A 7605-nucleotide genomic window follows, 5' to 3' on the forward strand; every position below is an offset into this window, starting at 1 on the left:
CTGAAAGCTGGGGGTCACGTCAGTGATCGTCCACGTCAATCGTCACGATCATCGAGGGTGCCATCCGCCTCCAGATCATCCTCCTCCGGGTCGTCGTGCAGCAGAGGGTCAAGATCGAGTTCAGCGATAACTTCAAGCTTACCTGCAGCCACGATAATCTCGTCCCCGTCCTCAAGCTCGACGATAGTCGTATCAGATTCCTTGCCCACCTTGACGCTTACCACGTCGTCGCCGTCAATCTCGATTTCGTCGCCGTCCGGTGTTTCGAATGTCGATACAGTCATGTTCGTTGGCGCTCCTTGGATCCCGCGTCTCGAACCCAATATCTCGGCCCTAGTTCCCAAGCTTCTAGCGGGGACGAACGCGAGGCGCCCCGTCGGCTGGCGTAGCTTGCCCCTGTGTCGAAGATATCGATGAAGCCTGAGTTGCTCGTACGCACGTGGCACTTGATCGTTGAGGACAACCTTATCGCCACTTTGGGCGCCAAAGATGCCAAAGATGCCAAAGATGCCAAAGATATCGTCAACCGGTTCGGCGGCGCAATGGACATAGCGCAGATACCCGAGGCCGGCCACGACGGGCCCGACTTCGCCCCCTTAAAATCAAGTTGAATCAAAACAGCATCGGCAATCGGCAATCGGCGGTCGCACGCCGGCGGGGCGTTCCTCTTCTTCACGGCTACCGCAACAGGCGCTTCTGCCGGCGAGTAGCGACACGCCTCACAGATGACGGAACTGAAAGGCATCTCGTGTGCTATATCTCTATCAGGACCTGCAGTGGCAGACGTCATATTTAGGAGACGATCATGAGCATTAAGGGTGAAGCCAAGGAAGCAGCCGGGTTCGTCAAGGAAGAATTGAACGAACACGGCAAGTCTCCCGAAAGCCAGAAGAAGGCCCAGGAAGGCCGCGACCTTCGCAACGAAGGCCGAGTCGAGGACGGCAAGCCCCCCAAGACGACCGAACCGGGCACCGGCGCAAAGTAAATGGAACCTACCCCCGCTCCGGCGGGGGTATTTATTTGGACGTACGCCTTTTCGATTGCACCCCATCGAACATTTTGTTTGGACTCAGGCGGCGGGCTCGGTGCGCGCTCGGGCGAGTTCCTCATCGGTGGGAAGGCGGTCCACGCTCAACCTGTCCTGGTCCCACGATACCAGACCCAGCTTTTGAAACGCGGCCAGCCAGCCTTCCATCGGCCAGCGATCCCAGCGAACCCGGAAGACGTTCGCGTTGCGGACGATATCCTCTAGGTGCTGCAGCGGCGGCTCGAAGCTGTCGTGATGCTGATGGAAGGCTCCCGCCCCTCCCATGAATAGCAGCGGCAGCCCTGCCTTACGCGCCCGGAACCCGAAATCGGTATCCTCGGCGCCGTAGCCGGTGAAGGCTTCGTCGAAACCGCCGAGGCCGAAGAAGCGCTCGCGGTGGATGCCGAAGACCAGCGACCAGAAGAGCCCGGCGTTCTCCACCTGGCGGATTCCGTGAGCGGGAAACCGACGCTCCGGGTGCCCTGACGAACGGCCCAGAAGCTCCGCCTCCTGCCAGTCCCCGCGCGCGTCCTCGGGCCCGAGATACCTGACCTGCGCACAGATCAGCGCGTCGTTCGCGGCGAGCGCATCCGCCATCGCGTCCACCAGCCCGCACATCGGGATACAGTCGACATCGAGGAACAGGAGGTAATCTCCGCTTGCGGCCCGGGCAGCGGCATTGCGCGCGGCTGCCAGCGGCAACCCGCCCCCGTCCAGGCGCACCACGCGTGCCCGAAAAGGCAGGTCGCCGATGGTGGCGGGCGGATCGCTCCCCATGTCGACGACGACGAGTTCGAACGGAGCGGCGGCGCTGCGCCGCAGTCCCTCGATCAGCTGCGCCAGATGGCTGGCACGGTTCTTGACGATCGTCAGCACGCTAAGGCTCATGGCAGGCGGCGCCAGAGATCGAGCCGGTACTGCGCGGTACGCTCGGCTGTGACGACTTCGATCCTGCCGGCGAGGAAACCGTGCAGCTTTTCGACCGCCTCGTCTCCGCCTTGCGGGTAATCGGTTTCGCCCGTCCAGTGAACCAGCAGGATGTCGCCGCCGGTGTCCACCTGCGAGGCGATCCAGGTGGCGGCGCGCCCGATGTCGCGGTCGTCCCAGTAATAGACGACCTCGGACAACACCACGAGGTCGAACGCGCGCGACGGTGCCTGTTGGGGGAACACCATGTTGGCGAACGACACCTGGTCCAGCGGCGCACACCGCGCCCGCGCCGCCTTTAGCGCGGTGGCGCTGACGTCGATTGCCAGCAAGGCGCCGCAATGGGGCGCGAGGCCGGCAGTGAGCACGCCCTTGGCGCAGCCCACCTCGAACGCCTGTCGGTAGGCCCGTCCACGCAAAGCCTGGACTGTATGCGCGTACTTGCCGCGCTCATAGGCGCTGCTTTCGAGGTCCCAGGGATCTTCGGTGCCGCGAAACATGCTTTCGAAATAGTCGGCCGGGAGGCTGGCCGAGGGGCGGTTCATGGGCGTCTCCGCATGTAGAGGCTGTCGGTGGCGGACATCCGCCGGCGTTCGGGCGGCAGGCGGAAACCCGGCCCCAGCGCAGCCGTCAGCTGGCTGCGGTGGGCCTGCAGCGCATGGCGGCGCTTGCCCGGTAGCATCGGCAGCGTGCGTGTACTGCGGAAAGACCGGGTCTCCGGCGCGTCGCTCCACACGCAATACTCGGCGACCAGCACCCGGCGTTTCGCGCAGGCCTGGACGGCATAGGCCAGCCGGGCGGCTGCGGCATGGTCGCAGTGGGCTTCGTGCAGCGCCGTGACGGCAAGTCCGTCGACCCGCCGCCGGCGGCACAGCGCGGCAAGCCTGCGGGCCGCACGGTCGAAGGCCGCGGTTCCGGGTGCTACAGGTGCAGCGTCCTTCCAGTCGAGGTGGAACGGGGACCCCCTCCGACTTCCCGTCAGCCGGAACAATGCCGTGGCCGCCTCCCGTCGGCGGACGGCGACGAGGGGGCCAGTGCGGCCGTCAACGGGTCCGTGCGATCCCGATCCGTCGGTCAGGTAGACGAGCCCCGCCAGCCGCCCCGCCGCCGAGGCCTGCGCGATCAGGGCGCCGGCGCCCAGCGTCTCGTCGTCGGGGTGAGGCGCCAGCACCAGCCAGCGCAGCGCCGTTATGCCGTGCGCGCTTCGCGGGACGGTCACCACAGGCGGTCCTCCTCACCCCAGGCATCGTGATCCAGCCAGGTCAGCGCTGCCTGGTCGCGCGCATGGTCCGGGCCGGCCTGCCGCAGGTAGAGCGAAAGGTCGCGGACGATCTTGTCGATGCGCTGCCCGTCCATCGCGCTGCGCGTGCCGACGATCCGGGCGGCAAGCTCCATCACGTCGAGCCCCGCCCGCTCGACGATGCCGCGGGTCATGCGTGCAAACGCCGGCCCGTCGGGATCGTCGAGGGCAGCGCGCAGGGCGCATTCGCGGACCCACATATACGCCGTGCGCGCCGCCGCGACGCAGTCTGCGAACTTCGCGCGCTGCAGCGGATCGCTGCGGGCCGCCTCGGGCATCGCCAGCCGCGTCTCTGCCAGCAGCCCCTCGATCCCTCCCAGTTGCACGGCGGCGAAGCGCCAGGCGCCGGTCGTGAAGCGAGGGTCGCGGTCGTAGTCGCCGGGAAGACCAAGCAGGTCCGCTTCTTCGATGCCCATGCCGGTCAGGTCGTAGAGACCGCTGGTCGTCGCCCGCATCCCGCGCACGCGCCACTGCGACACGTCGGCGCGCTCTGCGTCGTCAGCGCCCACGATCACCAGTTGCCGCTCGCTTCCGGCTTCCTGCGCCGTCACGATGGCGTGTTTGAGCCCCCCGGCCCCGCTCGCGAACGACTTGCCGCCCTTGAGCACCGCGGTCCCACCTTCACCGCGTTCAATGCTGACGCCGGGCTGCGGCTCGGTCGCCCAGACCCCGTAGAATGCACCGTCCTCCAGTTCCCGGCCGAGGCGAACCGCCTGCTCGGGCGAGGCATACCAGTCGAACAGCGCCAGCGCGTTGACGTGGCCTTCGTAGAGCCGCCCGATGCTGAGGTCGGCCCGCCCGACGATGCGCAGGACGTCCATCAACGTCCGGTACCGGGTGGGCACGTCCGCGAAGGCGATCCCGCCGCTCGCGGGAGGGGCGAAATGACGATGCAGGCCGGCAGCGGCAAGGCACCGCATGCTCTCGACCGGGAAGACCGGGGCAGCGTCGTAACGGGCGCCGAGATCGGCCAATCGCGAGGCGATCGCGGCGGCCCGCGCCACCGGGTCATCCTGCTCGGCGGTGGTTTGGGTGGATGTTTTCATACCGCGTGTTCCTTGATGCCGCAGGTCACGGATGCGGCCATGCCTCCCAGCCATGATGCCGCTTTTTGCGCACCCCGTTCGTCGTGCAGGGCCCGGCGCGCCGAACTGCGCAGCGAAAGGGCTTTCTCTATCAGAACCGGCCAGCTTTCGCCGCCGGGCCACTCCGGCAGCACCACCGCGGCGCCGATCCGGTCGAGGCCGCGCGCGGTCGCCCGCTGTTCGCCGAAGGGTCGATCCTCTGGCACGCATACGAAGGGCCGGTCGGCCGCCATCACCGCGCCGACGAGCCCGTCTCCGGCTGCTCCCACCACGATCCGGGCGCGGGCGATCTCACGCCCGGGCGCGTCGACCCAGCCCGCGAACTCGAGGTTGGCGGGGATATCGGCGGGCGTGGTTGCCGGGCCGATGACCCGCCACTCCCATTGCGGGCAGGCACGGGCGGCATCGACCAGCATGGCGCCGTCGCCCGCCGCGCCGCCCCGCCCGAACACCACCAGAATACGGCGATCGATCGGCGTGCCGGCGCACGCCTCTGCGGTGATGCCGGGCAGGTACCGGGTCTTGTCGCGCACCCAGCCAGGCGTCGCAGATGCCTCCAGTGCGGGGTGGAACGGGGCGAGCAGCGCAGACGCCCCGCGAAAGGCGTCGCGATGCGCGGCATCGTCGCGCTCTCCGTTGAGGCGTACGTAGACGGTCGGAACAGACGCCAGCCTGGCGACCATCGCCGCTTCCACCGATACGTCGACGACCATCAGCGCCGGCCGCGCGGTCGCGATCCAGCCGGCCATCTCCGCGACGCGCGCCCGCACGCCCTCGTGATCGAGGGGCGCGTAATGCAGCGCGTCCGGGCGGCAGTCTGCGAAGTCCCGCCCATCGAAGCAGCCCGAGACCGGACGGTCGTCGGGCAGGTCAATCCCAGCGCCGCCGAGCCCGGTGCCGAGCAGGACGATCGGCCAATCGGAAGCGGCAACGATGGCATCGGCGCGGGCACGGTGGCCGGCGCCGTGATGGTGGACGTAGTATCCGATCGGCCGGCGGTTCACGGCGTGACCTCCAGCAGCATGTCGTGGGGCATGGGAGAAAGCAGCGGCTCCGCTTTCGCAATCAGCGCCTGACCGCCCTCCTGCGCGCGCAGCTCGCGACGCCAGGCGGCGCGTTCGCGCCAGTGCTCGTAACCGGGCGCGCTGGGGCGCTCGCCCCTGGCGGCCAGGTCGAAGAGGTCATGCATGGCCAGAGCCATGCCCCCTTCCGCCCGTCCGTCGCGGCGCGGCGAAACATGAGTGAAGACATCCTGCGGGTGGGCCAGCCGCCCTCCCTGCGCAAGGGCCGCCGCCACCAGCGCGCGATCTTCGCCCGTGGGCAGCAGCGGCACGCGGCCGCAGTCGACATAGAGGGCAGTCCTGATCGCCAGCGAGGCGCCGGTGTGATCCCCGTGCCTTGGCGCGGGATCCCAGGGCAGCGGGTCGAGCGCATCCTCGATGGCGCGGACTCGCTCCCAGTAAGCGTCCCATGCCGCACGCAGGCGCCGCACTGGCTCGGGCAGCGGTTCGGCCTGCTCGATCTCGATGCGGCCTCCGACGAGGTCCGCGCCCCGGCCAAAGGCGCGGGCGATATTCCCGAGCCATTCGGGCGGGGGCCGGGTATCGGCGTCGGTGCTGACCAGGACGCCCCGCTGCAGCGCCGGCAGCATGCCGAGCCCGCTGTCCATGGCGCGCCTGCGGGCAGAGCCGGCGTGCGCCAGTTCCGGCGCGAACGTCGCCTGTTCGACCTGAATTGCCAGCCTGCCTTCGAAGCGAACGCGCGCGCGGTCCACGACCTCGAAGCTGTCGTCGTCCGAGTTGTTGACCACGACCGCGACAGGTATCGGCGCTTGCCAGGTCTGGGCGGCCAGCGCCGAGAGAAAGGTCGGCAGCCGGTCGGCTTCGTTGCGGGCCGGGACGCACACGCACAGCTCGATGTCCCGGCTCTCTGCTGCGCGGCTCTCAGGCATGCAGGCCCGCGCTGCCCGAGGTGGTCACGTCCGCGCTTTCGAACGCCGCCACACCAAGCGGCATGCCGCCCTGCCCTTGCCTGCGCTGGGCGATCTGGCGCCGATAGAGCGCTTCGTAGCCTGCCACCATCTGCCCTACGTCGCATATGCGCTTCGCGCGCTGGCGGCAGGCGCGCCGGTCGAGCGACAGCGCCGCCAGACCGGCTGCCGCCAGCGAGGCGACGTCGTCCGGCGTGGCCAGGACACCGCAGGCGGCGTCCAGGATTTCCGGGATCGCGCCGCGTTCAAAAGCCGCGACGGGAACGCCGCATGCGAGGGCCTCGGCAATCACCAGGCCATAAGGCTCGTCCCACATCGGGGTGCACAGGAAGGCTCTGGCCCCACCCACCAGGCGGGCCAGTTCGCTATGCGCGAGATGACCGACGTGGACGGCATCGGCACCAAGCTGCGGCGCAATACGGGTGCGATAATACTCTTCGTCCAGGATCGGCCCGGCGATCCTCAGCGGCAGGCCGATCAGCCGCGCCGCCTCTATCGCGAAATGCAGGCCCTTTTCCGGAACGATGCGGCCGTACCAGACAAGGTAGCCCGCCTCGTCCGGGACGGGATGGAAAGCGAACTTCTGAAGGTCGATGCCGTTCAGGATCACCTCGTCCGCCTTCGCGACGTGCTCCCACAGCGCCGCGACCGACTTGGAGACCGCGACGAACGCATGGTCCTCTGCCGAGCACAGGCGAACGCCGCTTTCGAGCCAGCAGAACGGCGGCGTGTGGAATGTGGTGACCATCGGCATCGGCAGGCTGTCCGCCAGAGTGACCGGCAGATAGTGCAGCGAATTGTTGTGAAGCACATCGAAGTCGCGGCGCCGCAGGCCGTTCATCAAGCTGAGGTAGGCATGATGCTCCTTGAAGAAGGCAATATCCGCCGCCTCGGCCGTCCCGACCTCGCAAAGTGCGGTTTCGGAGCAGATCGCCTCGAGGCCGATACGGCTATCCGAGCGCGACGAGGCGAACACCGTAACGGCATGGCCCCGTTCGCGCAGGGCCCGTGCCAGCAGATGCGTATGCATCTCGAGACCGCCGGCGAAAGGTTCGGCAATCGGGTGCTTGAGATGGGAGATGATGCCGATCTTCAGGCTGCCGGGGGATGACCCCGGGGGCGACAAAGCGCCGGCCCCGGGGCTGCGTGCCCTGAAGGTAGGTCGATCAGGCTGCGGGCCGTGCATCCAGATCCACCTCGAGTTCCCGGGGCCAATGGCGCAGCGACCGGCATGCCGTCACGAAGTCTCCGGCATCTTTCGCCGCCGCCAACGGCA

At 68.1% G+C, this 7605-nt stretch carries 10 protein-coding genes; 2 read left to right on the forward strand and 8 right to left on the reverse strand.

Going from position 1 to position 7605, the window contains the following annotated elements; genetic code table 11:
• Positions 1–35: 35 nt before the first annotated feature.
• The gene (locus PMI02_RS23155; RefSeq protein ID WP_007687589.1) at positions 36–284 is read right to left on the reverse strand and encodes a hypothetical protein; all 249 of its coding nucleotides are present in this window, start codon (positions 282–284) and stop codon (positions 36–38) included.
• A 162-nt stretch (positions 285–446) separates the two neighbouring features.
• On the opposite strand from PMI02_RS23155, the gene PMI02_RS23160 reads away from it, so the two are divergent.
• Together PMI02_RS23160 and PMI02_RS23165 are read left to right on the forward strand one after the other, a co-directional pair.
• Positions 447–611 (forward strand): hypothetical protein, encoded by a 165-nt coding sequence (locus PMI02_RS23160; RefSeq protein ID WP_157222667.1) that lies wholly within the window; start codon positions 447–449, stop codon positions 609–611.
• Positions 612–805: 194 nt separating this feature from the next.
• On the forward strand, positions 806–985 hold the full coding sequence (locus PMI02_RS23165) for a hypothetical protein (RefSeq protein WP_007687593.1): 180 nt from the start codon (positions 806–808) through the stop codon (positions 983–985).
• An 84-nt stretch (positions 986–1069) separates the two neighbouring features.
• Here PMI02_RS23165 and PMI02_RS23170 read toward each other — a convergent pair whose 3' ends face one another.
• The 7 genes from PMI02_RS23170 to PMI02_RS23200 are packed head-to-tail and all read right to left on the reverse strand — an operon-like array spanning position 1070 to position 7425.
• A complete protein-coding gene (locus tag PMI02_RS23170; protein ID WP_007687595.1) occupies positions 1070–1915 on the reverse strand; it encodes a glycosyltransferase family 2 protein in 846 nt (281 codons plus the stop codon).
• Complete coding sequence (locus PMI02_RS23175; protein ID WP_007687597.1) at positions 1912–2499, reverse strand: SAM-dependent methyltransferase; 588 nt, start codon at positions 2497–2499, stop codon at positions 1912–1914. Before PMI02_RS23175 ends, PMI02_RS23170 begins: the two co-directional genes overlap by 4 nt.
• Positions 2496–3173 (reverse strand): PIG-L deacetylase family protein, encoded by a 678-nt coding sequence (locus tag PMI02_RS23180; protein ID WP_238539148.1) that lies wholly within the window; start codon positions 3171–3173, stop codon positions 2496–2498. The genes PMI02_RS23175 and PMI02_RS23180 overlap by 4 nt, the downstream gene beginning before the upstream one ends.
• Positions 3170–4300, reverse strand: a complete 1131-nt coding sequence (locus PMI02_RS23185; protein ID WP_007687601.1) for an acyl-CoA dehydrogenase family protein — start codon at positions 4298–4300, stop codon at positions 3170–3172. Before PMI02_RS23185 ends, PMI02_RS23180 begins: the two co-directional genes overlap by 4 nt.
• Positions 4297–5343, reverse strand: a complete 1047-nt coding sequence (locus PMI02_RS23190) for a hypothetical protein (RefSeq protein ID WP_007687603.1) — start codon at positions 5341–5343, stop codon at positions 4297–4299. Before PMI02_RS23190 ends, PMI02_RS23185 begins: the two co-directional genes overlap by 4 nt.
• Positions 5340–6290, reverse strand: a complete 951-nt coding sequence (locus tag PMI02_RS23195) for a glycosyltransferase family A protein (protein ID WP_007687605.1) — start codon at positions 6288–6290, stop codon at positions 5340–5342. The genes PMI02_RS23190 and PMI02_RS23195 overlap by 4 nt, the downstream gene beginning before the upstream one ends.
• Complete coding sequence (locus PMI02_RS23200) at positions 6283–7425, reverse strand: glycosyltransferase (protein ID WP_081496770.1); 1143 nt, start codon at positions 7423–7425, stop codon at positions 6283–6285. The genes PMI02_RS23195 and PMI02_RS23200 overlap by 8 nt, the downstream gene beginning before the upstream one ends.
• Positions 7426–7605: the final 180 nt, after the last annotated feature.

It is taken from the genome of Novosphingobium sp. AP12 (assembly GCF_000281975.1).
Classification (GTDB): domain Bacteria; phylum Pseudomonadota; class Alphaproteobacteria; order Sphingomonadales; family Sphingomonadaceae; genus Novosphingobium.

What these genes read in the sequence shown, in the direction of transcription:
- PMI02_RS23155 (WP_007687589.1), bottom strand. Translation starts at nt 284, where the DNA reads ATGACTGTATCGACATTCGAAACACCGGACGGCGACGAAATCGAGATT.
- PMI02_RS23165 (WP_007687593.1), top strand. Translation starts at nt 806, where the DNA reads ATGAGCATTAAGGGTGAAGCCAAGGAAGCAGCCGGGTTCGTCAAGGAA.
- PMI02_RS23170 (WP_007687595.1), bottom strand. Translation starts at nt 1,915, where the DNA reads ATGAGCCTTAGCGTGCTGACGATCGTCAAGAACCGTGCCAGCCATCTG.
- PMI02_RS23175 (WP_007687597.1), bottom strand. Translation starts at nt 2,499, where the DNA reads ATGAACCGCCCCTCGGCCAGCCTCCCGGCCGACTATTTCGAAAGCATG.
- PMI02_RS23185 (WP_007687601.1), bottom strand. Translation starts at nt 4,300, where the DNA reads ATGAAAACATCCACCCAAACCACCGCCGAGCAGGATGACCCGGTGGCG.
- PMI02_RS23195 (WP_007687605.1), bottom strand. Translation starts at nt 6,290, where the DNA reads ATGCCTGAGAGCCGCGCAGCAGAGAGCCGGGACATCGAGCTGTGCGTG.